General features: G+C 67.8%; 27 protein-coding genes and 6 pseudogenes. 21 read left to right on the top strand and 12 right to left on the bottom strand.

The features are described 5' to 3' along the window. Positions 1-4: 4 nt before the first annotated feature. On the top strand, positions 5-424 hold the full coding sequence (locus tag ACHMWU_RS05685; protein WP_396042055.1) for a hypothetical protein: 420 nt from the start codon (positions 5-7) through the stop codon (positions 422-424). After that, complete coding sequence (locus tag ACHMWU_RS05680; RefSeq protein ID WP_396042054.1) at positions 406-645, top strand: helix-turn-helix transcriptional regulator; 240 nt, start codon at positions 406-408, stop codon at positions 643-645. The genes ACHMWU_RS05685 and ACHMWU_RS05680 overlap by 19 nt, the downstream gene beginning before the upstream one ends. Here the strand turns inward: ACHMWU_RS05680 and ACHMWU_RS05675 are convergent. The 8 genes and pseudogenes from ACHMWU_RS05675 to ACHMWU_RS05640 form a co-directional block, all read right to left on the bottom strand. Then, positions 635-1,357, bottom strand: a complete 723-nt coding sequence (locus ACHMWU_RS05675; RefSeq protein ID WP_396042053.1) for a sulfate/molybdate ABC transporter ATP-binding protein — start codon at positions 1,355-1,357, stop codon at positions 635-637. The genes ACHMWU_RS05680 and ACHMWU_RS05675 overlap by 11 nt on opposite strands. Beyond that, positions 1,344-1,604, bottom strand: a pseudogene (locus tag ACHMWU_RS05670) (ATP-binding cassette domain-containing protein); the annotation flags it as partial. The pseudogene ACHMWU_RS05670 and the gene ACHMWU_RS05675, both read right to left, overlap by 14 nt. Further along, positions 1,601-2,464 carry a sulfate ABC transporter permease gene (locus ACHMWU_RS05665; RefSeq protein WP_396042052.1) on the bottom strand — a complete coding sequence of 288 codons (864 nt, stop codon included), beginning with the start codon at positions 2,462-2,464 and terminating at the stop codon, positions 1,601-1,603. The gene ACHMWU_RS05665 and the pseudogene ACHMWU_RS05670, both read right to left, overlap by 4 nt. Beyond that, entirely contained in the window at positions 2,457-3,299 is an 843-nt protein-coding gene (locus ACHMWU_RS05660) for an ABC transporter permease (protein WP_396042051.1), read from the bottom strand. The genes ACHMWU_RS05665 and ACHMWU_RS05660 overlap by 8 nt, the downstream gene beginning before the upstream one ends. A gap of 16 nt (positions 3,300-3,315) precedes the next feature. Continuing rightward, complete coding sequence (locus tag ACHMWU_RS05655) at positions 3,316-4,452, bottom strand: extracellular solute-binding protein (protein WP_396042050.1); 1,137 nt, start codon at positions 4,450-4,452, stop codon at positions 3,316-3,318. 204 nt (positions 4,453-4,656) lie between these two features. Further along, on the bottom strand, positions 4,657-4,845 hold the full coding sequence (locus ACHMWU_RS05650; protein WP_396042966.1) for a hypothetical protein: 189 nt from the start codon (positions 4,843-4,845) through the stop codon (positions 4,657-4,659). Between the two features lie 121 nt (positions 4,846-4,966). After that, positions 4,967-5,236: pseudogene (locus tag ACHMWU_RS05645) on the bottom strand (formyltransferase family protein); the annotation flags it as partial. Continuing rightward, complete coding sequence (locus tag ACHMWU_RS05640; protein WP_396042049.1) at positions 5,236-5,508, bottom strand: ACT domain-containing protein; 273 nt, start codon at positions 5,506-5,508, stop codon at positions 5,236-5,238. The gene ACHMWU_RS05640 and the pseudogene ACHMWU_RS05645, both read right to left, overlap by 1 nt. Positions 5,509-5,815: 307 nt before the next feature. On the opposite strand from ACHMWU_RS05640, the gene ACHMWU_RS05635 reads away from it, so the two are divergent. The 16 genes and pseudogenes from ACHMWU_RS05635 (at position 5,816) to ACHMWU_RS05560 (ending at position 19,774) form a co-directional block, all read left to right on the top strand. After that, positions 5,816-7,207 (top strand): dihydroorotase family protein, encoded by a 1,392-nt coding sequence (locus tag ACHMWU_RS05635; RefSeq protein WP_396042048.1) that lies wholly within the window; start codon positions 5,816-5,818, stop codon positions 7,205-7,207. A gap of 27 nt (positions 7,208-7,234) precedes the next feature. Then, positions 7,235-7,831 (top strand): cysteine hydrolase family protein, encoded by a 597-nt coding sequence (locus ACHMWU_RS05630; protein WP_396042964.1) that lies wholly within the window; start codon positions 7,235-7,237, stop codon positions 7,829-7,831. Position 7,832: 1 nt separating this feature from the next. Then, the gene (locus ACHMWU_RS05625) at positions 7,833-8,297 is read left to right on the top strand and encodes a (2Fe-2S)-binding protein (protein ID WP_396042047.1); all 465 of its coding nucleotides are present in this window, start codon (positions 7,833-7,835) and stop codon (positions 8,295-8,297) included. Positions 8,298-8,307: 10 nt separating this feature from the next. Further along, positions 8,308-10,386 carry a xanthine dehydrogenase family protein molybdopterin-binding subunit gene (locus tag ACHMWU_RS05620; protein WP_396042046.1) on the top strand — a complete coding sequence of 693 codons (2,079 nt, stop codon included), beginning with the start codon at positions 8,308-8,310 and terminating at the stop codon, positions 10,384-10,386. Then, on the top strand, positions 10,362-11,669 hold the full coding sequence (locus ACHMWU_RS05615; RefSeq protein ID WP_396042045.1) for an FAD binding domain-containing protein: 1,308 nt from the start codon (positions 10,362-10,364) through the stop codon (positions 11,667-11,669). The genes ACHMWU_RS05620 and ACHMWU_RS05615 overlap by 25 nt, the downstream gene beginning before the upstream one ends. Continuing rightward, a complete protein-coding gene (locus tag ACHMWU_RS05610) occupies positions 11,662-12,198 on the top strand; it encodes a thiamine pyrophosphate-binding protein (protein ID WP_396042044.1) in 537 nt (178 codons plus the stop codon). The genes ACHMWU_RS05615 and ACHMWU_RS05610 overlap by 8 nt, the downstream gene beginning before the upstream one ends. Further along, positions 12,195-12,806, top strand: a complete 612-nt coding sequence (locus tag ACHMWU_RS05605; RefSeq protein WP_396042043.1) for a thiamine pyrophosphate-dependent enzyme — start codon at positions 12,195-12,197, stop codon at positions 12,804-12,806. Before ACHMWU_RS05610 ends, ACHMWU_RS05605 begins: the two co-directional genes overlap by 4 nt. Then, positions 12,803-14,974 (top strand): amidohydrolase family protein, encoded by a 2,172-nt coding sequence (locus ACHMWU_RS05600; RefSeq protein WP_396042042.1) that lies wholly within the window; start codon positions 12,803-12,805, stop codon positions 14,972-14,974. Before ACHMWU_RS05605 ends, ACHMWU_RS05600 begins: the two co-directional genes overlap by 4 nt. Next, entirely contained in the window at positions 14,929-15,486 is a 558-nt protein-coding gene (locus tag ACHMWU_RS05595; RefSeq protein ID WP_396042041.1) for a hypothetical protein, read from the top strand. The genes ACHMWU_RS05600 and ACHMWU_RS05595 overlap by 46 nt, the downstream gene beginning before the upstream one ends. A gap of 228 nt (positions 15,487-15,714) precedes the next feature. Then, positions 15,715-16,113, top strand: a pseudogene (locus ACHMWU_RS05590) (aromatic ring-hydroxylating dioxygenase subunit alpha); the annotation flags it as partial. A gap of 254 nt (positions 16,114-16,367) precedes the next feature. Then, the gene (locus tag ACHMWU_RS05585) at positions 16,368-17,600 is read left to right on the top strand and encodes an aromatic-ring-hydroxylating dioxygenase subunit beta (RefSeq protein ID WP_396042040.1); all 1,233 of its coding nucleotides are present in this window, start codon (positions 16,368-16,370) and stop codon (positions 17,598-17,600) included. Then, positions 17,569-17,889, top strand: coding sequence for a Dabb family protein (locus ACHMWU_RS05580; protein WP_396042039.1), 321 nt, complete (start codon positions 17,569-17,571; stop codon positions 17,887-17,889). Before ACHMWU_RS05585 ends, ACHMWU_RS05580 begins: the two co-directional genes overlap by 32 nt. Before the next feature lie 48 nt (positions 17,890-17,937). Continuing rightward, a complete protein-coding gene (locus ACHMWU_RS05575; RefSeq protein WP_396042038.1) occupies positions 17,938-18,306 on the top strand; it encodes a hypothetical protein in 369 nt (122 codons plus the stop codon). Between the two features lie 70 nt (positions 18,307-18,376). Then, positions 18,377-18,745, top strand: coding sequence for a VOC family protein (locus tag ACHMWU_RS05570; RefSeq protein WP_396042037.1), 369 nt, complete (start codon positions 18,377-18,379; stop codon positions 18,743-18,745). 226 nt (positions 18,746-18,971) lie between these two features. Next, on the top strand, positions 18,972-19,622 hold the full coding sequence (locus tag ACHMWU_RS05565) for a helix-turn-helix domain-containing protein (protein WP_396042036.1): 651 nt from the start codon (positions 18,972-18,974) through the stop codon (positions 19,620-19,622). Continuing rightward, entirely contained in the window at positions 19,541-19,774 is a 234-nt protein-coding gene (locus ACHMWU_RS05560; protein ID WP_396042035.1) for a hypothetical protein, read from the top strand. The genes ACHMWU_RS05565 and ACHMWU_RS05560 overlap by 82 nt, the downstream gene beginning before the upstream one ends. A 3-nt stretch (positions 19,775-19,777) precedes the next feature. Here ACHMWU_RS05560 and ACHMWU_RS05555 read toward each other — a convergent pair whose 3' ends face one another. The 4 genes and pseudogenes from ACHMWU_RS05555 to ACHMWU_RS05540 form a co-directional block, all read right to left on the bottom strand. Continuing rightward, entirely contained in the window at positions 19,778-20,392 is a 615-nt protein-coding gene (locus ACHMWU_RS05555; RefSeq protein ID WP_396042034.1) for a type II CAAX prenyl endopeptidase Rce1 family protein, read from the bottom strand. A gap of 219 nt (positions 20,393-20,611) precedes the next feature. Continuing rightward, the gene (locus ACHMWU_RS05550; protein ID WP_396042962.1) at positions 20,612-21,172 is read right to left on the bottom strand and encodes an aldehyde dehydrogenase family protein; all 561 of its coding nucleotides are present in this window, start codon (positions 21,170-21,172) and stop codon (positions 20,612-20,614) included. A 121-nt stretch (positions 21,173-21,293) separates the two neighbouring features. Continuing rightward, a pseudogene (locus tag ACHMWU_RS05545) lies at positions 21,294-21,644 on the bottom strand (aldehyde dehydrogenase family protein); the annotation flags it as partial. Next, positions 21,625-22,052: pseudogene (locus tag ACHMWU_RS05540) on the bottom strand (aldehyde dehydrogenase family protein). The pseudogenes ACHMWU_RS05545 and ACHMWU_RS05540, both read right to left, overlap by 20 nt. Before the next feature lie 477 nt (positions 22,053-22,529). On the opposite strand from ACHMWU_RS05540, the gene ACHMWU_RS05535 reads away from it, so the two are divergent. The 3 genes and pseudogenes from ACHMWU_RS05535 to ACHMWU_RS05525 form a co-directional block, all read left to right on the top strand. Continuing rightward, a complete protein-coding gene (locus ACHMWU_RS05535) occupies positions 22,530-23,687 on the top strand; it encodes a BMP family ABC transporter substrate-binding protein (protein WP_396042033.1) in 1,158 nt (385 codons plus the stop codon). Continuing rightward, on the top strand, positions 23,641-24,390 hold the full coding sequence (locus tag ACHMWU_RS05530) for an ATP-binding cassette domain-containing protein (protein WP_396042032.1): 750 nt from the start codon (positions 23,641-23,643) through the stop codon (positions 24,388-24,390). The genes ACHMWU_RS05535 and ACHMWU_RS05530 overlap by 47 nt, the downstream gene beginning before the upstream one ends. After that, positions 24,285-24,680: pseudogene (locus tag ACHMWU_RS05525) on the top strand (ATP-binding cassette domain-containing protein); the annotation flags it as partial. The gene ACHMWU_RS05530 and the pseudogene ACHMWU_RS05525, both read left to right, overlap by 106 nt. Position 24,681: the final 1 nt, after the last annotated feature.

The following is a 24,681-nucleotide window of genomic DNA, read 5'->3' as shown; positions in this document are numbered from 1 at the left end:
GCTGATGCACGCCGATGGCAGCCCCGCCCGCGCTGCCATGATCATGGCCGAAGGGCAGCGTCGGGCCGCCGAGGACGACGCCGTCAGCAGCGAGGCGTGGATCCTGCATGAGCGGCTGCGGATGGGCGAGCGGGAGGGGATCGCCGCACGCCTCGCCGAGCTCCCGGGGGTCGGGCCCCTGGCCCAGGCGCGCATCGCCCTCGCCCGCGGGATCGAGGACCGGGACCGGGGCCGGCTGCCGTCGCGGGAGACCTGTTCTGCGACGTGGGGTCAGCCCTGTTCGCAGCCGAGGCGTTCGCGGTGGCGGCGCGTCTCGGTCGTGGGCGTGACGCGCTCGCTGCTGGCCGGAGAGCTGATGCCCTGCTGGGCGAGATCGGACGTCCGACGACGCCGCTGCTGCGCGGGATGGTCGTCGACCCGCTGAGCCCGCGCGAACGGCTGGCGGCCGAGCTGGCGGCAGGCGGGGCGTCCAATGCCGACATCGCGGCCGAGCTGGGTCTCTCGGTGCGCACCGTCGAGAACCACCTGGCTCGCGCCTACGTCAAGCTGGGCATCACGTCGCGCGCCGAGCTGCGGGCTGCTCTGCGCCCCGTCCCCGCCGGGAGATATCCGCAGCGGGACACGGGGCACCGGGTCAGTGGCTGACCTGCTCGGCCCCGACGCGTGGGCGAAGCCAGACCAGGTCGCCCTCGTGAAGCTGCAGGGCCGTCGCCTCGGCGCGAGTCACCACGACCTGCACCGGATCGGGGTGGAGCTTGTCGTCGGGGGTGACCTCGAGGCGGATCTCGAAGCCGACCCGCGTCCACCGGGTGATCCGGCCCGAGGCGGTCGCGGCGTGCTCGTAGCGGGTGATGTCGATGTCGTGCGGACGGATCAGGTTGTCGCCGAGCTTGGTCACCGGGCCGAGGAAGGACAGCACGAAGTCGCTGGCCGGCCGGTCGTACAGGTCGTCGGGTGAGCCGATCTGCTCGATACGTCCCTCGTTGATGACCACGATGCTGTCGGCGACCTCGAGAGCCTCCTCCTGGTCGTGGGTCACGAACACCGTCGTGACGTGGACCTCGTCGTGCAGTCGGCGCAACCAGTCGCGCAGCTCTTTGCGGACCTTGGCGTCGAGGGCGCCGAACGGCTCGTCGAGCAGCAGCACGCTGGGCTCGATGGCCAGGGCGCGGGCGAGCGCCATGCGCTGGCGCTGACCACCTGAGAGCTGTGAGGGCAGCCGGTGCGAGAACTGCTCGAGGTGGACGAGCTGCAGCAGCTTCCTCGACCTTGGCCTTGATCTCGGCCTTGGGACGCTTGCGGATCTCCAGGCCGAAGGCGACGTTCTTGGCCACCGACATGTGCTTGAACGCGGCATAGTGCTGGAACACGAATCCGACGTTGCGCTTCTGGGCCGGAAGGTTCGTCGCGTCGGAGCCCTCGATCGTGATGGTGCCGCTGTCGGAGGTCTCGAGCCCGGCGATGATGCGCAGCAGGGTCGACTTGCCACCGCCGCTGGGGCCGAGCAAGGCGGTCAGCTGGCCCGTCGGGATCGTGAGATTGATGTCCTGCAGCGCGACGAAGTCGCCGAAGTTCTTGTTGACACCGATGACGTCGATGCTCATGGTTGTGCCTTTCGGGTCCGGGGTCGGCCCGCGCGTGCGCGGAGCGCCGAGACGACGATGATGCAGATGACGGAGACGCTGGCCAGCAGGAACGCGATGGCGTAGGCGCCTTCCTGATCGAAGTTGAGGTACTTCTCCTCGACGGCGAGGGTCGCGGTCCGGGTCTCACCAAGGACGTTGCCCGAGACGACCTTGACCGCACCGAACTCGCCCAACGATCGGGCCAGGGTCAGCACGACGCCGTACACGACGGCCCACTTGATGCTGGGCAGCGTGATCCGCCAGAACGTCTGCCAGCCGCTCGCGCCGAGGCTGCGGGCAGCCTGCTCTTGCTCGGTGCCGATCTCCTTGAGGACCGGGACGACCTCGCGGATCACCAGCGGCAGGGCGACGAAAGCGGTGGCCATGATGATGCCGGGAGTCGAGAAGATGATGCGCAGGCCCCAGCTCTCGAGGGTGGGGCCGAACCAGCCGCCTCGGCCGCCGTAGACCAGCACGAGGGCCAGGCCCACCACGATGGGGGAGACCGACAGCGGCAGGTCGAGCAGTGCGCTGAAGACCCGTTTGCCCGGAAACTCGTAGCGCACCAGCAGCAGCGACACCCCGACGCCGAAGACCGTGTTGATCGCCGTTGCGACGACCGCGGCGAAGGCGGTCAGCTGCAGCGCGCTGACGATGTCGGGGTCGTTCAACAGGTTGTTGATCGAGTCGAAGCCATTCTCGAACGTGTTGGTCACGACGAGCGACACGGGCCAGGCGATCAGCAGGAACAGGTAGCCGATGACCGCGAAGCGCAGGACGTACGTGAACCAGCCCTTGCGGCGGGAGGGGCGGCGGGCGAGCCGCTGGGTGTCAGCCACGGCGGGCCACCCTCCGCTGGAGGACGTCGAGCAGGATGATCACGAGCAGCGAGACGATCAGCAGCAGCGTCGCGACGGAAGCCGCCGCAGCGGGGTTGTCGTTCTCGATCGCGCCGAGGATCCGCACGGAGGCGACCTCTGACTTGAACGGCAGGTTGCCCGACAGCAGCACCAACGACCCGTACTCGCCCATGCCGCGGGCAAACGACAGGGCCGCGCCGGCGGTGATGGCCGGTGCCAGGCTCGGCAAGATGATGCGGCGGAAGATCGTCAGCCGGCTGGCGCCCAGCGACGCGGCAGCCTCCTCGACGTCGGCATCGAGCCTTCGAGCACGGGCTGGACCATGCGGACCACGAAGGGCAGCGTCACGAACAAGAACGCGAGGTAGACCGACTTCGAGCTGTTTGGCCACGTTGATGCCGAGCGGGCTGTCGTTGCCGTACAGCGACAGCAGCACGAGGCCGGCCACGATCGTCGGGAGCGCGAACGGGATGTCGATGATGACGTCGAGGACGGACTTGCCGACAAACTTGTCGCGCACCAGGATCCAGGCGATCGCGGTGCCGGCGAAGACGTTGATGACGGTCACGACGGCGGCGGCGCGCACCGTCAGCGCAATGGCCTCGGCCGTCTGCTTGTTGGAGATCGCCCGCCAGAAGTTGTCCCAGCCGCCCTCGGAGGCAGTGATGATGACGGCGGCGAGTGGGATCATGACGAGGAGGCTGAACCAGAGCATCGCAATGCCCAGGCCCAGGCCCGACGTCCGGGTCAGGGTGCTCGAAAGGACCGGCCGGGACGTGCCCGGCCGGTCCTGCTTCGTGATGGTTGAGGTCAAGAGCTCTGGTCGCCTGTTACGACGAGGCCTTGCCGGACTTGGCGATCGCCTTGGTGACGATGCCTTCGGGCTTGCCGTCCTTGCCGTCGCCGAACAGCTTGTCCTTGACGCCGCCCCATCCGGGGCCACCGAAGTTGTCGGTCAGTGTCAGCAGGTTCTTGACCTTCGGGAACGGATCGGCCGCATCGGGTGCGCCCTTGATGTCGCTGGCCTTGAGGCCGACAGCGGCCAGGTCGGCGGTGCCCGGCTCGGCGATGTTGAGCGGGCGGAAGCCCTTGAGCGCGAACTGCTTCTGGCCCTCGGTGCTGAGCACGAAGTCGAGCCAGTCGGTCGCGGCGGGTGCGGCGTCCTTGAGCACGGCGCCGGGGTTCTCGATCAGCAGCGTCGTGTCGGGGATGATGTAGTCGAATCCCTGGCCGTTCTGGGCTGCGAGGATCGCTTCGTTCTCGTAGGCCAGCAGGACGTCGCCGGTGCCGCCGAGGAAGCCCTGGGTCGCGTCGCGTCCGCTGTTGGTCAGTGACACGACGTTGCCGAAGACCTTGTCGAGGAAAGCCGTGGCCTCGGCGTCGGTGCCGCCGTTCTCGGTGATGTGGCCCCATGCCGCGAGGGCGTTCCAGCGGGCTGCGCCCGACGAGGCGGGGTTGGCGGTCACGATCTCGACGTCGTCGCGGGCCAGGTCGTCCCAGCCCTTGATGTTCTTGGGGTTGCCCTCGCGGACGCCGAGCACGACGACGGAGGTCGACACGATGCCCTTGTTGTCGCCGTCGTCCCAGGTCGGGTCGACGAGGCCGGCGTCGACGAGCCGGTCGACGTCGGTCGCGACGGACAGGTGGACGTAGTCGGCGGGCAGTCCGTCGACGACGGCGCGGCTCTGGTCGCCGAGGCGCCGTAGGACGTCTTGAACGTGACGTCCTTGCCGGCGTCGGTCTTGTTGAACTCGGTGGCGATGGCCTTGTTGGCCGCTTCGGGAACTGCGAATCCGACGATGCTGAGCTTCGTGGAGTCGGCTCCGGCGCCGTCGCTGCTGCCGCCGCAGGCTGCCAGCACCGTGGCGCTCAGTGCGAGTGCGAGCGCAGCGACTGCGCGATGTCGGGTGAAGGTCGTCATGTTCCTCGCCTTTGTTCGGGGCACGCCACCGTGCGTGCGCCGACACTCAAACTAGGCGGATTCTCCGTCGAAAAGGGCTCGTCTCACGATATAAGACTCGACGCCACATGCTGAGAACCAACCTCCCGCGCTGACGAGGTAGTTGTCGCCCCTTGAGGAGGTGGTTCAGGCCCTTGCGTACGGCAGCAACCACCTCGCCGAAGGGCGGTAAGGGCCTCGTCAGCGGGGATGGGGATGGGATGGGGGAGGGTTAGTCGAAGACGACGGTGCGGGGGCCGTTCATGAGGACGCGGGACTCGGCGTGCAGCTGCACCGCGCGCGACAGGGTCTGCGCCTCGACGTCGCGGCCGACCCGGGCCAGGTCTGCCGACGTCATGCGGTGGTCGACGCGCAGGACGCCCTGGTCGATGATGGGGCCCTCGTCGAGCTCGGCGGTCACGTAGTGGGCTGTCGCACCGATCGAGCTTGACGCCGCGGTCGTGGGCCTGGTGATAGGGACGAGCGCCCTTGAAGCTGGGCAGGAAGCTGTGGTGGATGTTGATCGCCCGTCCTTGCAGCGAGCGGCACAGGTCGTCCGACAGGATCTGCATGTAGCGCGCCAGCACGACCAGGTCGACCGCGAGCTCGTCGACCATCGCCAGCAGAGCCGTCTCGACGTCGGCCTTGGTGTCGGGCGTGACGGGCATGTGCACGAACGGGACGTCGTAGGCGTCGGCGAGTCGTTCGAGGTCGCGGTGGTTCGACACGATGGCCGGGATCTCGACGTGCAGCGAGCCGCTGCTCTGCCGGTACAGCAGGTCGTTGAGGCAGTGCCCCTCCTTCGAGACCATCACCAGCGCGCGCAGGGGGCGCTCGGCGACCACGAGGCGGTACTCCATGTCGTGCTCGTCGGCCACGGGGGCGAAGGCGGTGACGGCTCGTCGGCCCCCTGCGTGCCCGGCATGTCGAAGTGGACCCGCAGGAAGAACTCGCTGTCGGAGGTGTCGGTGAACTGCTGGCTGTCGAGGATGTTGCCGCCGGCCTCGGCGACCCAACGGGTCACCGCGAAGACGAGCCCGGGGCGGTCGGGGCAGGACAGGGTCAGCACGAAGGATGAGGACACGACGATCAGCCTAGACCGTGCGCCTCGGGGCTCGCAGGGATGTTGGCGCGACTGCAACGATAACGATAATGCGAGATGGCATCCCGCATGCTTGACATGAAGTTCACTGGCCCATAGAGTCATTCTTGATGTTAGGGGGGTCACACCGGCTCCACACCTCGCCGTCACTCACTGGCCGAGGTAGACGACGACATCGCGGCGCGCCTCGGGTGGTCGCGATTCGCCGTCGCCGGTTAGAGACCTCCCGGCAGGGTGCGCCAGCACGGTCCTCGTACTTCCCCCGACTGGATGATTCAGGAGAATTCACATGCGCGTAGACACCCTCGTGACGGGCGGCTTGCTCGTCACACCTCACGGCGTCGTGGATGCCGACCTGGCCGTCCTCGACGGCAAGATCGCCGCGATCGGTGCACCGGGGACGCTGCCCGAGGCCGATGAGGTCATCGACTGCGGCGGCAAGTACGTGCTGCCCGGTCTGGTCGACCCCCACGTCCACCTCGGCGGCGGTCGTCCGCTGGAGGAGATCTTCGCCTCCGAGACCGCCTCGGCCGCGGTCGGCGGCGTCACGACGGTGCTGCAGTACCGTCGTTCGCCCTCGACGTTCCTCGACACGTTCCCCGCCGAGCGCGAGCTGGCCCGCACCAAGATGCTGGTCGACACGCAGTTCCACTTCATCATCTCCACGATGGAGCAGGTCGAGGAGATCCCGCGCTACGCCCAGGAGTTCGGCGTCACGAGCTTCAAGTTCTACATGGGCGGCTACGAGCCCGGAAACCCCATCGGCCTGGTCTCGGTCAACGACGCCGTCCTGTACGCCGCGATGGAGAAGATCCGCGAGCTCGGTCCCTATGCCTGGTGCATGGTGCACTGCGAGGACGACTCCCTCGTCTGCCACCTGACCGAGAAGGTCAAGGCCAAGGGCGGCAACGACCTGGCCGCGTACACCGAGTCACGTCCCGACTTCGTCGAGGAGCAGGACCTGCTGCGCGCGATCTGGCTCGCCGATCTGCAGGACTGCCCGCTGTACGTACCGCACACGACGGTCGGCATGGCCGTCGACGCCGCTGCGGACTCCCGCAAGAAGGGCAACACCGTCGTCCTCGAGACGTGCCCTCACTACCTGGTGCTGAGCGCCGACGACGAGCGCCTGACCGGCAGCGGTGTCGGCAAGGTCGCACCGGCCCTGCGCAACGAGGACCACAAGGCCGAGCTGTGGCGTGGGCTCCGCGAGGGCTGGATCTCCACGATCGGCTCGGACCACGTCCCGATCCCCAAGAAGGGCGGCGACTTCTGGGACGAGGCACCGGGCTTCGCCGGACTCGCCACGATGCTGCCTGTCGTGCTGACCGAGGGCGTCCTGGCCGGCCGGATCACGATCGAGAAGGTCGCCGAGACCATGGCGTTCAACCCGGCCCGCCTGTTCGGCCTCTACCCGAAGAAGGGTGCGCTGCAGGTCGGCTGCGACGCCGATCTGGCGATCATCGACATGGAGACCGAGAAGGTCGTCGGTCCCGACACGACGCAGAGCGAGTTCCCCAGCGCCTTCGAGGGTCTGCCGCTGCGCGGCTGGCCGGTGCTGACGATGAGCCGTGGGCAGGTCGTGTTCAAGGACGGCGTCGTCACGGGAACCCCCGGCGGCGGCCAGATCGTCACCAAGGCTGAAAACACTGAGAAGAAGAGGAACTGGCATGCCGCTTGACGTCAAGCTGACCGTACCGACGTCGGAATCCTGATCGTCGACATGCAGAACGGGTTCTGCCATCCCGAGGGATCCCGCGGTCAGGCCTTCGGCGCCGACGCCGTGCGTCAGCCGCAGGAGATCATCCCGAACGTCGTCAAGCTGATCGAGCTGGGTCACGAGCTGGGCATTCCGGTCTGGTTCACCCAGCAGGTGCACTACGACGATGACGTGACTCGTGGCAAGCGCCGCATCCCGTCGCACCTGCAGCGTCGGGGCGTCGACCTCAAGCTGTGCCGTCGTGGCACGTGGGACGCCGAGCTGCTCGACGAGATGAAGGCCGTCCAGGCTCCTGAGGACGAGGTCGTCGTCAAGCACCGTTCGAGCGCTTTCTACCAGACGACGCTGGAGTGCGAGCTGCGCATGAAGGCCGTGCAGGTCCTCGTCGTCGCGGGAACCACGACGAGCTTCTGTGTCGACTCCACGATCCGTGACGCCTACGCCCGCGATCTCGACGTCGTCGTCGCAGCCGAGTGCGTCGCCGACTCCGACGATGATGCTCAGGCCTCGACGTTGGCCTCGATCGACCGTTTCCACGGTGTCGTGACGTCGCTGCCCGAGCCGTCCGCTCCCCTGGGCGCGTGATGTGACCAGGCGACGTCTGTCGGTCGACGGTCAGCCCGTCGAGGTCGACGCGGCGCTCGGTGAGTCGCTCCTGTCGGTGCTCCGCTCGGCCGGCCGCACGGCCCCCAAGCTGGCGTGCGGCCGCGGCGAGTGCGGGGCCTGCACGGTCCAGATCGACGGTCGTCCGGTCATGTCGTGCGCGATCTTGGCCGCCACCGTGACCGGCGACGTCGTCACCGCCGAGTCGGTGGCTCGGACGTCGCCTGACCTCGGCGAGGCGTTCGCCGACAACATCGCGTTCCAGTGCGGCTTCTGCACTCCCGGCCAGATCGTCCGGGCCGATGCACTGCTGCGCGACAACCCGTGTCCGTCACGGGCCGAGGTGGCCCAGGGGATGATCGGCAACGTCTGCCGCTGCACGGGTTACGTCCAGATCGTCGATGCGGTGTGCGATGTCGCCCGCCAGAGAGAGGCAGCCCCACAATGAAGGTGGCCGGATGAAGGTCGTCGGACGTCAGGTCCGCCCCGTCGACTGGGTCGGCAAGACCGCCGGTACCGCGCCGTACGCCTCCGACGCGGCTCCGGAGAACACCCTGGCGACCAAGGTGCTCCGGTCGCCCTACCCGCACGCCAAGATCACCCGGCTCGACGTGTCGAAGGCTCGCACGCTGCCAGGCGTCCACGCCGTCATCACGGCCGCCGACTTCGGCGACGTCATCTACGAGCACAGCGGCGAGTCGTACTCCGACCGTCCGCCCATGGCGGTCGACCGGGTGCTGTTCGTCGGCCAGGAGGTCGCGGCGGTGGCCGCGGACAACGCCGAGATCGCCGCTGAGGCGGTGCGTCTGATCGACGTCCGGTATCGCAGGCTCCCGGCGCTGCTGTCGGTCAAGCAGGCCCTGGCCAAGCGGGCGCGTCCCTTGCACGACCGCGAGAGCGGGACCAATGTCGCGCTCGGCGTCGAGGGCGTGTGGGGAGGCCTCGATGTCGCGAAGTCCAACGCCGTTGCGAGCGCGAGCGGGACGTTCGTGTACCCGCGGGTCGCCCACGCATGCATGGAGCCCAACACGACAGTGGCCTGGTGGCACGACGACCGCATGGAGCTCTGGACGTCGAGCCAGGCACCGCACTTCGTCGTGCACGAGCTGGCCCGGGTCCTGCATCTCGAGCTCGACCAGGTCGTGTGCCGGGACGTCTCGGTCGGTGGCGGATTCGGCTCGAAGTCGAAGGTCTCCGAGCACGAGGCGCTGGCTGCGATGCTGTCGATGAAGTGCGGGAAGCCGGTCAGCGTCGCGTACTCGCGTGAAGAGGAGATGGCGGTCACCAAGCCGCGTCACGAGTTCACGACCCAGTTCGAGGCGCACGTCGATGCCGACGGACGGATGTGCCTGTTCGAGGCGCACATCGACGTCGACAACGGGGCCTACAACCACTACGGCCCCTCGGTCATGCGGGCTGGCATCAAGCAGCTCGGCTCGATGTACCGGCCGGACGCGGTGGTGTGGGCCGGACAGCTCGTCGACACCCACCTGCCGCCCGGCGGGCAGTTCAGGGGTTACGGCACGCCGCAGACCGCGCTGGCGCTCGAGAGCGTCGTCGACCAGCTGGCCGAGGGCTGCGGAGTCGACCCGATCGAGTTCCGCATCGCGAACGCGAGCCAGCCGAACACCGTGGCGCTGGCTGGCGCCAAGATCGGTTCCAACCGGCTCGTCGAGTGCCTGCACAGCGTCCGCGAGCTGCTCGACTGGGACGCCAAGAAGGCCGACCCGACGTACGGCCGAGGCGTGGGCGTCGCCGCCGGCATGCACTCCAGCGGCTCGTACGCCTACCCCGGCGGCAACGTCAGCGCGGCCGGCATCGAGGTCACCCGCGACGGCGACGTCGTCGTGCGATTCGGCGGCGCAGATGCCGGCACGGGCCAGCGCACCGTGCTGGCGCAGATCGCCGCCGAGATCCTGGCTGTTCCGCTCGATCGGGTCACGGTCATCATGACCGACTGGGACCAGACCCCGCCCGACATGGGGGCGTGGTCCTCGCGGGGGACCCACATGGGTGGCCATGCCACCCGGCAGGCCGCCGAAGCCATGGCCGAGAAGCTGCGTGAGACCGCTGCCGACAAGCTCGGCACCTCGCGGCTCGAGCTGGTGGACGGGCAGTTCGTGTCGGTCGACGACTCGCTGAGCATCGGCGATGCCGCGTCGTTGACCGAAGGCGCGATCGACGGCGGACTGCGGATCGACATGGAGTACCTCGAGAAGAGGATGGAGCCGTACTGGACCGGCATCGCCAGCCCCAACATCTCGGCCAGCTACACGTTCGCAGCTCATGCCGTCGAGGTCGAGGTCGACACCACGACCGGTGAGCCGAAGATCCTCGACTACGTCGCGGCGCACGACATCGGCCGGGCCATCAACCCCGGCATGGTCAAGGGCCAGATCATCGGCGGCGCGGTGCAGGGCCTCGGCGCTGTGCTGGGCGAAGAGCCGTCTACGAGGGCGGGCGGGTCACCAACGACGCCTACGTCCACTACGCGGTGCCACGGTCGACGTCGGTGCCGAACATCCGGGCCGAGCTGATCGAGGGGCCCGAAGAGGCTGGCCCGTTCGACGCCAAGAGCGTCGGCGAGATGTCGATCGTTCCGCCGGGAGCCGCCGTGCTGAATGCGGTCTACGACGCGATCGGCATCCGGTTCCACTCTCTTCCGCTGACTCCCGACGTCATCTTGAACGCTCTGCGCGAGCAGTCCGGCCAGCGCCGCCGCTACCACCTGTGGCGTCGACCGGGACGCTGGCAGATTGCCGCGTTCCGTCGGCTCTACCCGTGGGGGATCCACTGGTTCCTGGAGCACGTGGGCATCCGGTGGGCCCGGCGCCTGACGCCGCGTCCGATCGAGACGATCGAGGCGCCCGGCTCGGTCGACGAGGCCGTGGCAGCGCTGTCTGCCGAGAAGGTCGGCGATGTCGCGCTCCACGGGGGTGGCACCGACGTCATCGTCCAGCGTCACCAGAACTTGATGAATCCGACGACGTTGGTGCTGACCAAGTCGATCGCGGGCATGGGCGAGATCACCGTGCTTCCCGACGGCAGCACCAGGATCGGCGCTGCCGTGACGTTGCGCGAGGTCGCCGAGTGGGCCCGGCCGGTGCAGCCGTCGATGACGCGGCTGATCGAGACCATCGCCTCGGCGCAGATCCGTGAGGTCGCGACGCTCGGCGGAAATCTCGGTCAGGCCAAGCGTTGCTGGTTCTTCCGCAGCGGCTTCGACTGCTACAAGCGTGCCGGCACGTCGAGCCCGTGCTTCGCGGTCACCGGGGATCACCGCTTCCATCACGCCGCGATCGACGGGCACCGCTGCCAGGCCGTGACCCCCTCGGATCTTGCGACCGTGCTCACGGCGATGGACGCATGCGTCGTCGTCTCCGGGCCGAAGGGCACCCGTGAGCTGCCGATCAGCTCCTTGTACTCCGGTCCCGGTGAGCTGCACCTCGATCCTGACGAGCTGATCGAGGCGATCCTGGTCCCGCCGGCAGCGTTGAGCCGGCGGCTCGCAGTCGAGAAGGTCCAGATGTCAGGCGGAGATTTCGCGCTGGTCTCGCTGGCTGCTTCGGCGGATATCGACGAAGACGGAACCTGGCGCCGACCACGCTTCGTCTTCGGGGCGATCGCACCGACGCCCTGGAGCCCGGAGGCCCTCGAGGCCGAGACCGACGGCACCACGCCGTCACCCGAGGTGCTGGCAGCCGGGCTGAACCGCGAGTTCAGCGCGCATGCACACCCTTTGTCAGGCAATGAATGGAAGCTGGATGCGGCAGTCGGCCTGCTGACGCGCATCGCAACGGAATGGACACTGCATGACTGACCTATCTGCCGCCGAGCAGGCGCGGCAAGCGCGCGGCGCGGCGATCCGCAGCCGCCTCACCGCTGGGGGAGTGACGATCGCGGCGTCACTGCCCGACAGCTGGCTGACCCCGACGATCGACGCGGTCTCGGCCGATCCGGGCATCGTCCACACCCGTGTCACGCGGGAGGACGATGCTGCGGCGATCGCTGCCGGCGCGGCCCTGATGGGCGCACGTTCGGCGGTGCTGTGCCAGAACGCCGGTGTGCTGCTCGCGACCAACATGCTGGCCGCCCTGGCACATCACCATCAGCTGCCGTTCGTGATCCTCGCTGCTGATCGTGGCGGGCCGGAGGACGGCTTCTACTACCAGTCGTACAAGGGAGCGGTGACCTCTGACGTCACGGCGGCGCTACGGCTGCCGACCCACCGTGTCAGCGGTCCACAGGACGACTGGCTCATCGAACGATCGTGCGAGCAGGCCATGATGCACCGGCGCCCCGTCGTGCTCCTGTGCTCGAAGGCAGCGTTGACAGGAGCAGCGGCATGAGGCGGCAACAGGTGGCTGAAGCCCTGAAGGCAGAGCTCGACGAGCAGGTCGTGATCGCCAGCCTCGGCAGCGCGGGCCGCGCCTGGCGCGAGTTCGGCGGAGACAACGCGACGTTCTACTCCTCCGACCCGATGGGTGCTGCGCCGGGCATCGCTCTCGGCGCTGCGCTGGCCCGGCCGGATCTCGAGTTCGTCCTGCTCGAGGGCGATGGCGACCTGACGATGAACCTGGGCTCGCTGCTCGCGATCGCCGGATCGGTCGCGACGAACCTGAAGATGGTCGTGTTCGCCAATCACCGCTACGAGACCGGGGGCGGGCAGCCGCTGGCCGGCGCGGAGCGTCTCGACCTGGCTGGCATCGCTGCGGCTGCGGGCTGGGGCTGGACCCGGACGCTCGACTTCGACACCCCTGAGTCCGAGCTGCGGGCCACGTTGCGCGAGATGTGCGACGTCGAGGGGCCCGCGATCGTCGTGGCCCGCGTCGTCACCGAGGCGTCGCCGTACGGCGGACCGGGTGACCACTCCGGCGCCGAGGCGCAGTTCGTGTTCCGTGAACAGATTCGACAGCTTGACCTCAAGACTCGATCACTGAAGGAAGGGATCGCATGACCATGCTCATCCTGCGCAACGCCCGACTGCTCGACCTGGTGCTGGACGGCTCGATCGGCGACATCGTCGCGGTCGACGGACGCATCGTTGCCGTCGGCAGCGGTGTCGCCGCACAGCACGAGGTCGCCGCAGGTGAGGACGTCGTCGATGTCGACCTGGCCGGCGACGTCGTGATGCCGGGCATGATCAACGCGCACACCCACTCCAACCAGAGCATCGAGAAGGGGCTGTGCGATGCGCTGCCGCTCGACGCCTGGATGGTGCTGGCGAGCTATGGCGGGGCGGGCGCACGTCTGTCGCCGCGTGATCTCTACATCTCGGCGATGGCCGGCGGCATCGAGATGATCCGCAGCGGCTCGACGGCTGTGCTGGACTGCGCGCGGGCCGACCTCGAGTGGGTCGACGACGGCATGGACGCCATCATGCAGGCATACGTCGACCTGGGCATGCGTGCCTCGGTCGCGATCCAGTTCTCCGACCTCGACTTCTTCTCGTCCCTCCCGATCGACCTGGTGCCGAACGGGCAGTCGCTGCGCAAGCCGCCGATGGCTCCGCCGGACGTCGTGCTGGCCGGTGCCGATCGATTCCTCGACCGGTGGGACACCGTGTCGTCGCGGGTGCGCCCCATCCTCGGCCCGTCTTCGCTGCCGCGTTGCTCGACCGATCTCTTTGCGGCGAGCGTCGACCTGGCCAAGAGCAGGGGCGCGCGCATGCAGACGCATCTGCTGTCGGCCAAGTCGCAGGTCGACGTGGCTGCGGAGCGCTTCGGCGGCTCGACCGTCGAGTTCCTGGGCAAGATGGGTGCCCTGGAGGAGTGGGCGTCGTATGGTCACGCGATCTGGCTCGACCAGCGCGAGGTCGAGATGTTCGCAGAGACCGACGCCGTTGCGATCCACAACCCGGCCAGCAACTTGAAGCTCGGCGCCGGCGTCGCGCCGATCCCGGCGATGCTGCGCGCCGGTGCCAACGTCGCGCTGGGCTCGGACGGCGCCAGCAGCAGCGACACCCAGAACATGTTCGAGACGTTGAAGCTGTCGACGACGTTGCACCGCGTCCACGGTCCTCAAGACACGTGGCCCACGGCCATGGACGGCCTCGGCATGTTGTGGACCGGTGGCGCTGCTGCGGTAGGCGCTGACATCGGTCGGCTGGAGGTCGGTGCACTCGCTGACCTGACGGTCCTCGACATCGATCGGCTGTGGCCCGGTCCGGCCGAGCAGATGCGTCAGCAGCTGCGTACTCCGAGCTGGGCGCTGCGGTCAAGAGCGTGTACGTCGACGGCATGCCGATCATGGTCGAGGGCGCGATCTCGACGATCGACGAGAGCGCGATCCTGGCCGAGGCACGGGACATCGCCGAGCGGGTCTGGACGACGCTTCCAGATCGACTGGCGCGGTTCGAGGGAGCTGCGACCCATGCTGGAGCAGATCGAGGCGGCATCGGCCAGGGCTTCGCCGCCGGTTGCCAGTGCGGCTGATGACGGTCGCGTTCCGTGGCTGAGTCGTGCGAGGAGTCGGCTGCAGCACGGGTGCAGGCTGCCGACATCCGGTCGGCGTTGGAGATCTTCACGGCGTTCCCCAGTCCCCGCGGCGGCGAGCTCGCTCGCCGTGGGGCTGGCCGAGTGGGCGCAGGTGCGGTGGCCGATGCTGACGTGGGAGGTCGAGCGTCTCGGCGAGCGCGGTGCGAGCCTGGTGTCACGTGCGCCGGGCGATGCTGACGACCGGACACTGATCTATTCGCACCTCGACACGTCGCTGACCGGCGGCGTCGGCTGGGACTCGGCGTTGACGGCGCGGCTCGACCCGCCGATGCCGTGGCGCTGGGATGCCGTGGCTGATGCGACCTGGGGCTTCGGCCTGGGAGTCGCCAGGCGCCGGCTGCTGCGGCCCTCGTCGGCTATGCGGCTGCTGCCGCGCAGCGGGCCGATCAGCCTGGGCGGCGCCGGCTCGGCCCTGCTGCTGGCCGGATCGGGGACGCACCGGTCGCCGTTCCAGGACTCGCCGACAGGACAGCGCCTCGCACCGACCGGGGTCGAGAGCACCTCGCCTCACGGCGGCGGCCCGACGAGGTCGTCGTGGCCAAGGGCGGTCCGCCCGGCCTGCTGCACGAGGAGCCCGGGGCGATGTTCGTCAAGGTGCGAGTCGGTGCGGAGATGCTCCCGGCCATGAGCGGGGCAGCTGCTGTGCCGTCCGGGGGCCTGCCTCTCCGGCTGGGACCGGTGCTCGACGCGATCGGGACCTGGCGAGAAGCGCACCTGGCCAGCCGACCACCGGTAGGTCAGATCGCTGCCGAGGTCGGCGTCGGCTCGATCGTCGCGGGGCAGCCGGGCAAACCCGATCTGTTGCCGGCCGCTGTCGACATCCACGCCTATGTCGTGATGGTCGACGGCGACGACGCGCAGCGCATCGGCGCCGAGCTCGCTCGGCACCTGCAGGACCGGTTGGCCGGCACAGCCCTGGCGCAGTGCCCTGTCGAGGTCACGGTCGCGCTGGAGCATCCGTCGGCGGCGACCCCGGCGGCGGCTGACGTCGTGCAGCGCGCGGCGTCCGCCTGGCTGGCTGAACGGGGGGAGTCCACCGGCTGCGGTCACGGGCTGGAAGGGCTCGACCGACGGGGTCGTCTTCCGCTCGGCGGGCTGTCAGACCGTCCGGGTGGGGCCGAGTCCGAAGGCCACCCCTGAGGATGTTCGCGTGGATCGCATCGCGATCTCAGATCTCGTCAGCTTCGCGCGAATGTACGCACGTCTGGGCGCAAATCACGCTCAGTCCTCCTGAGTTTGCATGTCAATCTGAGATGGCATCTCATAATGATTGACAGCAACTAGGTCTCACCATATCGTGGAAATAGACGGATCGGGTGTATTGCGACCCGTCAGACCACCGGCGTAATTGAGTTTCAAGGAAGTGCCATGACCCAAGTTTCTGCCCAGTCACACAGCGTGACCGGCGAGGCGAGATCGACATTCCTGCGTGACGACCCGAGCTCGTTGAGCTTCAAGGTCAACCGCGAGGCCTACCGGTCGAATGCGGTGTTCAACAGCGAGCGCAACGAGATCTGGAACTCCACCTGGCTGTACCTCGGTCACGAGACCGAGCTGCCCAAGCCCGGCGACTTCAAGATCCGCACGCTGGGTGGACGTCCGCTGATCTTCGTCCGCGACTCCGCCGGCGTGATCCGCGCGTTCTACAACGCCTGCCCGCACCGCGGCACGATCCTGTGCCGTGAGGCCGAGGGCAACAAGAAGCACTTCCAGTGCTTCTACCACGCCTGGGCCTTCTCCAACTCCGGTGACCTGGCCGCGCTGCCCGGCCCCGAGGCCTATGCCGCCGACGAGCAGTTCAAGGCCGATCACAGCCTGCGTGCGGTGCAGCGACTCGACATCCACGAAGGCTTCGTCTTCGTCGCGTTCACGGCCGAGGTCCCCCCGCTGCTGGAGCACCTGGGTGAGGCGGCCAACTTCATCAGCATGACGGCGCAGATCGGCGCCGACGGCATGGAGGCGCTGCCGGGCGTCCAGCCTACAGCGTCAAGGGCAACTGGAAGCTCACCGTCGAGAACGCGATGGACGGCTACCACTTCGCGCCGACCCACAACACCTTCGTGGGCTACCTGCGTGAGACCGGTTTCCAGGTCAATGACGACGACCAGTACGCCTACACCCTCGACAACGGCCACGCCCTGGCCGTGCTGACCGGCCACAACGGCCGCATCGGCATGATCTGGGAGCCCCGCTTCGGCGAGGAGGAGAAGACCCGCACCGAGGCCAAGCGGGTCGAGATGGCCGAACGCCTGGGCCAGGAGCGTGCCGACGAAGTCGCCGACGCGAGCCGCATCCTGTTCGTCTACCCCAACCTGCTGCTGTTCGACCTCGAAGCGCTCACGATCCGTCAGATCGAGCCCGTCGCGCCCGGCCAGACCGACGTGCGGGCCTGGCAGCTCGTCGAGACCGGCGAGCCGGCGAACGTCCGCGAGCTGCGCCTGCGCACCATGGCGAGCTTCGTCGGACCCGGCGGCCTGGCGACGCCCGACGACATCGAGGCCTACGAAGCCGTCCAGCGCGGTATCGAGGCCACGGCCGGATTCACCGACTCGCTCGACGACTGGAGCGACATGTCGCGTGGCATGGCCAACGAGGTCGCCGGCCGCAAGGGCCGCTCGATCGACGAAGGCGCGATGCGCGGCTTCTGGCGCTACTGGGCCGACAGCCTGGACGGCCAGACCGAGATTGCTCAGGCCAAGAAGGAAGGTGCCTACCGTGGCTGCTGGATCGTGACCCGCTCCGAGGTCGAGGACTTCATGTACCGGGACGCTCAGCTGCTCGACGAGTGGAAGCTCGACGACTGGCTCGCCACGTTCCAGGAGGGCGCCAAGTTCGAGGTGCCGACGACCGACTGGCAGGGCTGGGACACCGGCTCGGCCGGCTACTTCGTGGCCGACGACTGGGACCTGATCAAGGCCCGCGTCCAGCGGCTCAAGAGCCGCAAGGCGCACGCGGAGAACCCGCACTCGCGCACCAACCGGGTCGTCGCCAACGTCCAGGTCTTCGACCGCGAGGACGGCACGCTGCAGGTCAAGGCGAACTTCCACATCTCGCGCTACCGCGACGGCGGATCGTTCACCTATGTCGGCCGCTACGACCACGTCATCGCGATCGAGAACGGGGAGATGAAGTTCCAGCTCCGTCGCTCGATCCTGACCAACGAGTCGATGCCCGCCGGCGCCCGACTGCAGCTTCATCCTGTAGTCGCTGATGATCAAGCACATGGTCCTGTTCGCCTTCAACGACGACGTTGAAGGCGAGCAGGAGCAGGCCATCCTCGACGAGCTCGACCAGCTGCCCACGCACTACCCGGCGATGCAGAACTGGAGCTGCGGGCAGAACATCAGCAACCGCAACACGACGCTGAAGATGACGCACGCCTTCGTCGTCGAGTTCGCCCACGAGCAAGATCTGCTCGACTACCTGCACAGCGACGGCCACGAGGAGTTCGTGGCCAACCGGTGGCGGCAGGCCATCAAGCACCAGGTCATCGTCAGCTTACGAGTACACCTAGACCACCACACAGCACGACCATCCAGCTAGCCCGAGCCACACAGGCCCAGCATTCAAGCGCGGTGAAAGGAAATAGTCATGTCAGACGAGCAGGCTGCACGCCCCCGGGGACCCCTGGCCATGCAGTACGCACGGATCGCCGTGCCGGACATGCAGGACACGATCGAGTTCTTGACCTATCACGTGGGTCTGCAGCTCGAGCAGCACGACGAGGCGCACGCCTACCTGCGCGCCGACATCGCGCACCACAACATCGAGACTGCTGCACGAGCCGCACCGCACCGAGTCCGAGACGGTCGCCGTCGGCTACTCGGTCGAGTCGGCCGCGACGCTGGCCGACCTGCGTCGCCGGGTGGCGGCAGCGGGCCACGAGGTCATCGAGCTCGACGAGAAGATGCAGAAAGCTGTGCGCAGAGGGCTTCGCCGTCGCTGACCCGAACGGCCTGATCGTCGAGCTCTTCACCGAGTTCACCGAGTACGCCGAGCCGCCGCTCCTGGAGTACCGGCCCGTTGGGGCGTGCACCCCTTCCTCGCGACGCCGAAGTACGACGAGACGCTCGAGTTCTACCGCGACGTCCTGGGGTTCATGGCGTCGGACTACATCGAGGACGTCACGGCGTTCCTGCGCTGCGAGAACCGCTACCACCACACCGTGGCGATCCAGAAGAACAAGGAGTACTACGTCGCGCACCTGTGCTTCATGATGAAGAGCTCGACCACGTCATGCGTGGTCGGGCCAAGGCGCAGTACAAGAACGTGCCGATCGCCTCCGACCTGGTCAACCACTCGGCGTCGACCTCGATCGCGTTCTACATGCACGACGTGCGCCACGGCCCGCGTTACGGCTGTGCGACCTGCACCGGGTCTTCACGCCGGAAGAGCATGAGACGCACCGGGCCCGCCGCATGGGCCTCGATCCCCGCAACATCGACGTCTGGCGGCCCGCCGCCGACGACTGGGGTCGTTTCTGATCCACCACGTGCAAGCTGCCGAGCGCTGATCCAGCGCTCGGCAGCTTGCGTATAGGTCGGGGTCGATCCTGAGACTCTGACCACAGAAGTGTCGCGAGAGCAGGCGCAGCCGTGAAAGTTCGTGTACAAAGGGGTGTCGCAGTGGAAGACGTCATTGCCCAGGATGCAGAAGGTCAGGAGGTGTCGCCGGTGCCCGTCGAGGTCCAGCCGACCATCAAGTCCGTGCAGCGCGCTGCCCGGATCCTGTCGGCCTTCACCGTCAGCAATCCGCGGCTGACCCTCAACCAGCTGACCGAGAGCCTGGGCAGCACCAAGGCCACCGCGCACCGCTACACGATGGCGCTGCGCGAGGCCAAGCTCGTGCGGTACTCAGAACGCGACACCCTCTTCTCGCTCGGACCGCAGGTCTTGACCCTGTCGGCCGCCGCCCGCGCCGGAATGCCCATCATCGCAATGGCGGCGCCCCTGATCCACGGCTGGTCCGAGAGCCAACCAGACGGTCGTGCTGAGCGTCTGGGACGGCGGCACCGCGGTCGTCGTGCACGTCGACGACAGCGCCGACAGCGTCATCCAGGTCAGCGTGCGGACCGGAGCGAGGCTGGAGCTTCGAGCACTCGGCGCAGGGTCGCGTCTTCTGTGCCTACCTCGATCCCGAGACCGAGCCGTTCGTCAAGGCTGCGCTCGAGGACTCGCCTGGTCTGGCCGACGAGATGGCACAGATCCGCGCCGAGGGCGTCGCCGACAACCTCATCGCGGTCAGCGGCGTCCGGGCCGTCGCGGTCCCGGTGCTGAGCGATGGTTCGATCGTCGCCGCACTGGCGGTCATCGGTACCTCGTTCTCGGTGCCAGAGGACGACAAGGCCGCCCTCGCGGCGCGCTTGACCGAGGTCGCCGACCTGCTCGCAGCCGACCTGGCCACCGCGAAGGCTACGTCGGCGCGCTGAGCGTCAGGCAGCCGTCGCCGGTTCGATACGGTGGCGGCGCACCAGCACCAGGACTCCGACGATCAGGTAGGCCAGGATCGCCGCGGCCGAACCGATGTAGGGCTCTTGGTCGACCAGGATGACCGTGCCGGTCAGCAGCGAGAAGTCGAACAGCCCGTGCAGGATCGAGTTGAGCACGTTGCTGCCCGACACTCGACGCGTGAGGTAGAAGAAGTAGCCCGCGAAGCTGACTGCCAGCGCCTGGGGATCCGCAGTCGCACCGTGACCGACCGCATTGGTCAGGTGGACAGCACCGAAGACGACGCTCGACCAGAGCGCGACCTTGCCCTCGGTGAGGCCGTGCTCACGCAGGGCCGTGACGCCGATGCCGCGGAACATGCCCTCCTCGCCCCAGCCGACGAGCTGGCAGGCGAGGAACAGCGCGATGATGTAGCCGATGGTCTTGTCGCCCAGGGCGCCGTAGTCGATCGCGAGCAGGCTGCAGACGAGGAAGATCACCGGGACGGCCCAGACCCAGCGGCGCACCGGCTTGCCGTCGTGGAAGACCGGACGCCACCAGCCGAGGACGCCGATGACCGCGTAGGTGAACACGAGCGCGGTGCCGAGCGGCAGCCACATGCCCCACACGAGGCCCTCGATGGTCGTGAAGCTCGCGTGTCGTGGTCGCCGACCTTCTCCAGCAGGATGCCGCCGAGCTGGATGATCGCGAGGTAGACGACCACGATGACGCCGAAGGCCCACAGCGGTAGCGGGCGAGCCGTCGACGGCATGGTGGACGAAGTCGGTTCGTGGGGGCTGCTCACGAGACGACGGTATCGGTCGGGGTGACTGGCTGGCTCAGCGGTCGAGCAGCTTGATGCTGACTGCCTTCTCCTGCGTGTACTCGGCCATCGAGTCGTAGCCACCCGTGCCGAAACCGCTGTCCTTCTGCATGTTGAACGGGAAGCCGATCGCGCCGGCGTCGCCGTACTGGTTGACCGTGACCTGACCGGCGTGGGCGTCCTTGGCAAGGCGCAGGGCCAGCGAGACGTCATTGGTCCATACCGCGGTCATGAGACCGAAGTTGGTGTCGTTGATCATCTCGGTGACTTGCTGCAGTCCGCCAAAGGTCTGGACGGTCAGGACAGGGCCGAAGATCTCTTCGCGCACGACGCGCATCGAGGAGTCGACCTGGTCGAAGACGGTCGGCTGGACGAACCAGCCGTCCTGGGCCTGCCCGCCGGTGATGGCGCGAGCGCCTTCGACCTTGGCCGAGTCGAGGTGGCCGACGACCTTGTCGAACTGCGCCTGGCTGACCAGCGGTCCCATGTCGAGGTCTTCGTGCCACGCGCCGACCCGGATCGCGTTCATGGCCGCGACGATGCGGTCGAGGGCCTCGTCCTTGATCGACTCCTCGATCAGCAGGCGCGACCCGGCGTTGCAGTTCTGGCCGGCGTTCTCGGTGATCGCGCGGGACGATGCCCGGAATCGCGATGTCGAGGTCAGCGTCGGCGAACAGCACGTTCGGCGACTTGCCGCCGAGCTCGAGCTTGACCGGGACGAGGTTCTCGGCAGCCGCGCGCATGACGGCCTTGCCGGTCTGGGTCGAGCCCACGAAGCTGATGTGGTCGATTCCCGGGTTCGAGGTCAGCGCCGCACCGGCATCGGCGGCGCCGACGACGGCGTTGACGACGCCAGGTGGGAAGCCTGCCTGGCGGGCCAGCTCGACCAGTGCGAGCGGCGACAGGGGAGCGATCTCGGAAGGCTTCAGCACGACGGTGTTGCCTGCTGCGAGGGCCGGCGCCATGTTGCTGACCGCCAGCACGGCGGGCACGTTCCAGGGGATGATGATGCCGCACACGCCGAAGGGCTCACGGACCGAGTAGCCCATGTAGTCGGGGCTGCGGGTCGGGGAACGTGACACCGGTCATCTTGTCGGCGGCGCCGGAGAAGTAGTCGACGATGCTGTGGGTGATGTACATGTTCATCCGGCCGCCCGAGAGGGGCTTGCCGACGTCCTTGGCCTCCCAGGCGGCGAGGCTCTCGACATGGGCCATGATCAGGTCGGCCCAGCGCCGCAGGACTGCCCGCGGGTCGAGGCGGAGGTGGCGGCCCAGGCTGGTGCCGCGCGGCGTGCTGCGTCGACCGCGTCTGCAACGTCGGCGGGTTCGGCCAGTGCCACGGTGTGCAGGACCTCGTGGGTAGCGGGATCGAGCACGGCCAGCTCACCTTTGTTCCGGGCGCTGACCCATTCGCCGTCGATGAAGTTCTGTGAACTGGGGATCTCGAGATCGGTCATGTTCCCATTCTTGGCCCCGCCGTCACGCATGTCAATATACAATCTCGCAACGCAATATACGTGTGGGCGACTTCGTTGGCGTGCAGGCTGTCACGCCTGAATCTACCGCGACCGAGTCCTGTCGTTCCGACAGCTCGCAAGCGCACCCCCTCTTCCATGGTCGCCGATTCGACCTCTGCGACGACAGGGGTTCACGACTCCACGAGTGACCGGAGTCACGAAAACGCTTGACAATCTCCGTCAGCCCTATCAGCATATCTCGTACTGCGAGTTACCGATTCGCAATGCAAGATCAACAGGCCCGGTGTCCAGACGCCAACAAGTGCACTGAACGTCGCTGCTGTCACCCCCCGGCAGGCAGTTCGAGGCCCGCGTGACCCCAACAGCCCGAAAGGACACATCCAGTGAGACTCTCCCAGCGAGGTAGCGCCGCCAAGGTGGCCATTGCTTCTGTTGCCGTGCTCTTGCTTGCAGCATGTGCGAGCACCGACTCATCCGGCGGCGATCCGGCACCGGGCGCGAGCGCTTCAGCACCGGCAGGTCAGCCCGACGTCAACGGAGACGGCAAGGTCGTCATCGGCATCCTCAGCCCCGGCGACATCAACGACGGCGGCTACTTCCAGAAGCTTCGTCGACGGCGCGAAGAGGTTCGGCGAGCCCAAGGACTGGAAGGTCATCGCCCGAGGCAACGTCAGCACCGCCGACGCGCTGAGCGCCGCCCGTGCATTGTGCGCCCAGAAGGTCGACATGGTCGCCCTGGGCGCCGGCTCGCTCAGCGATGCGATCCCGGCCTCCGAAGAGCCCGCCTGCGAGAAGACCGTCTGGTACGTGCCCGCCCAGGGCAATATCGCCCAGACCCCGCGCATCCTGCTTTCCGAGGACAGCGTCAACCAGAACCTCCTGGCCGCAGGTCACGCTGCCGGCATGCTGATGAAGGACAAGAACCTCGACACCGCCGGCTTCGTCGGCGGGCTCGACGTCGAGTTCGAGCAGCGCGCATCGGTCGCCTTCAAGGCCGGCGTCCGTTCGGTCCTTCCCGACGCCAAGGTCCTGATCTCCTTCGCTGGCGACCAGAACGACTCGGCCAAGGCCAAGGAAGCCACCCAGGCGCAGCTGCGCCAGGGCGCCAAGGTCATCTACCCGTACCTGGGTGGATCGACAGACGCCGCTGCCCGCCTCGCCAACGAGACCGGCGTGCTGACCCTGACGCCCGGCACCGACCGCTGCGCGTCGACCGACCCGAAGTTCGACATCTCGGTCATCTTCGATCCGGGCTCCTACCTCACCGCCGCCCTGCAGCAGTTCGCTGACGGCAAGATGGAGGTCGGTACCAAGAAGACCTGGATGATGGGCGTCGACGAAGTCCCGACCGTCAAGTTCTGCAACGGCACCGACGAGCAGAACAAGCAGCTTCGAGCAGTTCATGTCCGACATCGGCTCCGGCAAGATCGTCGCCGACGACGAAGTCAAGCGCCTTGGTTCCTGAGGTCGCGCAGCAGGGCGCCGGGACCGCAGCAGCGGTCCCGGCGCCAGCCCTTCGCTGCGTGGAATCAGCAAGGCGTACGGCAAGGTCGTCGCCAGCGACAACGTGGATCTGTCGATCAACCCCGGACAGATCCACGGTCTGCTGGGTGAGAACGGCGCGGGCAAGTCCACGCTCATGAAGATCCTGCTCGGTCTGGAACGGCCCGACTCGGGCATCATCCGCCGGCAAGGCACCGAGATCCGCATCGCGAGTCCTCAGGACGCGCGCAAGCACGGGATCGACATGGTCCACCAGCACTTCAGCCTCATCGGGCCCCTGGCGGTGTGGGAGAACGTCATCCTCGGAGACGTCGGCACCGTCAACCGCTCGGCCGCCTGCGAGCAGGTCGAGCACGTCGCGCAGCGCTACGGCCTGCCGATCGATCCGCTCGCGCGGGTCGACGCACTGTCGGCCGGTGAGCGGCAGCGGGTCGAGCTCATCAAGTGCCTGCGTCGGGAGCCGGAGTTCCTGGTCCTGGACGAGCCGACGTCGGTGCTGACCCAGGAAGAGTCCGAAGAGCTCTTCGAGGTCCTGCGCCGCATGGTGCAGTCGGAGAACCGCGCCGTGATCCTGATCAGCCACAAGCTCGCCGAGATCACGGCGGCGACCGACGCCATCACGGTGCTGCGCAAGGGACGGGTCGTGTTCCACCAGGCGACCGCCGAGACGACCCATCAGAGCTCGCCCGCCAGATGGTCGGCCGCGACGTGTCGCTGCTCGCCGATGCTGCGGCAGTCGGCGTGCTGCCGGTCCAGACGCCGACCGCACCGACCCCGCCTGCCGCAGACGACCCGAGCGTGGTGCCCGCACTGAGCCTGCGTGACCTGACTGTCGTCTCGGACGGAACAGTCCTGCTCGACTCGTTCAGCCTCGACGTCGCTCCCGGTGAGATCGTCGGCCTGTACGGCGTCGAGGGCAACGGTCAGACGGTCCTGGGAGACGTCCTGTCGGGACTGGTGCTGCCGAGCAAGGGAACCGTCGCGGTCGACGGGGAGACCGTCAACCTGTCACGCGCAGACGCGCTGACCCGCGCCGGAATCGGCATCGTGCCCGAGGACCGGCACCGGTCGGGAGTCATCCTGGCGATGAGCGTCGCGGAGAACC

Source organism: Aeromicrobium sp. UC242_57 (genome assembly GCF_044452305.1).
Taxonomy (GTDB): Bacteria; Actinomycetota; Actinomycetes; order Propionibacteriales; family Nocardioidaceae; genus Aeromicrobium.
The sequence above is the reverse complement of the archived record's forward strand: the minus strand, read 5'-3'. Positions and strand labels throughout refer to the sequence as shown.